We start from the raw sequence: 1597 nt of genomic DNA on the forward strand, positions 1-1597 counted from the left end.
TAGCTTGATCTTTAACCTGCTGGGCGGTGGCATCGACCCCGGCTGATCATGGGGACAGCCCTTGATCGATCATTCCTCTTGTCTAGGGAAGAAGATCAAGCACCAAGGGCTGTCTGGTGATCAGTGTGCACGATGTCGGGTCGGCCGATGGGGTCGGGCGGCTGGCCGCGTTCCGGCGTGAGTTCCACGCCTGTCTGACCGCTCGTGGAGATGCGTTGTTCGAGCTGGCAGATGCGCTGTTGTGCGCCGACGGGCCGGTGCGGTCGCTGGTGGAGTTGTCGCTGGTGGGTGAGCACCGCCGCGGTCACGGCTCGCTGTACGCGGCGTTGAACCGCGGCCGGATCGACATCGCGCGGCTGCGGACCGCGGTGGTGGCGGTGCCGCTGCCGCGGGCCGCGGACGGGCGGATCGTCCTGGCGGTGGATGTGACGTGCTGGCTGCGGCCGGAGGCGCACACCTGCCCGCAGCGGGTGCTGTGCCACACCTACGGGCGTGGCAAGGACACCCACATCGGGGTTCCGGGCTGGCCGTACTCGTTCGTTACGGCTCTGGAGGCCGGGCGCACCTCGTGGACCGCGCCGTTGGACGCCCGTCGGTTGGCGCCCGGCGACGACGCTGCCACGGTCACCGCCGGGCAGTTGCGCGACGTGGTCCAGCGGCTGATCGCTGCCGGGCAGTGGCAGCCTGGTGATCCGGACGTGTGGATCGTCGCGGATGCCGGCTACGACGGGCCCCGGCTGGCATTCCTGCTGGCCGATCTACCGGTGAAGGTTCTGGTGCGGATGCGTTCCGACCGGGTGCTGCGCCGGCCCGCGCCACCCCGGCTGCCCGGCACCACCGGCCGCCCACGACGGCATGGCGGCGAGTTCATCTTCGGTGCCCCGGGCAGCTGGGGCGACCCGGACGTGGCCACGACCACCAACACCCGTCTCTACGGCACCGCGATCGCACGGGCCTGGCACCGACTGCACCCCAGGCTCACCCACCGCACCGCCTGGACCGCCCAGCACGGCCCGCTGCCGATCATCGAGGGCACCGTGATCCTGCTGCAGGTCGACCGGCTGCCATCAGGGGCTATCGCGAAACCGGTCTGGCTGTGGTGGTCACAGGCCACCGCCACTGACGCCGAGGCTGACCTGCTCTGGCAGGTGTTCCTGCGCCGATTCGACATCGAGCACACCTTCCGCATGCTCAAACAGACCCTCGGCTGGACCAGCCCGAAGCTGCGCGACCCGCATGCCGCCGACCGCTGGACCTGGCTGGTGCTGGCCGCCTACACCCAGCTGCGCCTTGCCCGCACCGCCGCTGGCGACCTCCGCCGGCCCTGGGAACGCCCCGCACCACCCGAACGGCTTTCACCTGCCCGCGTCCGCCGCGCGTTTCGGCACCTACGCGCCAAAGCCGGCTGCCCCGCCGCCGCACCGAAACCGAGCCGACCAGGACCTGGACGACCACCCGGACACCCCAACCGCCACCGAGCCGCCCGCCACGACGTCCACATCGTCACAGCCACTACCAGCAACAAGCCGAACAGCAGCACCAAGAAAACGAAAGCCGCGAATAGTCCCAGGCCACGACGCACAGGTTAAAGATCAAG

General features: G+C 69.8%; 1 protein-coding gene. It reads left to right on the top strand.

What is annotated here, in order from left to right:
* The first annotated feature begins 116 nt into the window (after positions 1-116).
* Positions 117-1589, top strand: coding sequence for an NF041680 family putative transposase (locus ACLQ22_RS31830; RefSeq protein WP_425695571.1), 1473 nt, complete (start codon positions 117-119; stop codon positions 1587-1589).
* The last annotated feature ends 8 nt before the right edge of the window (positions 1590-1597 follow it).

The sequence above is a fragment of the Micromonospora sp. DT178 genome, from assembly GCF_049841695.1.
GTDB lineage: Bacteria > Actinomycetota > Actinomycetes > Mycobacteriales > Micromonosporaceae > Micromonospora.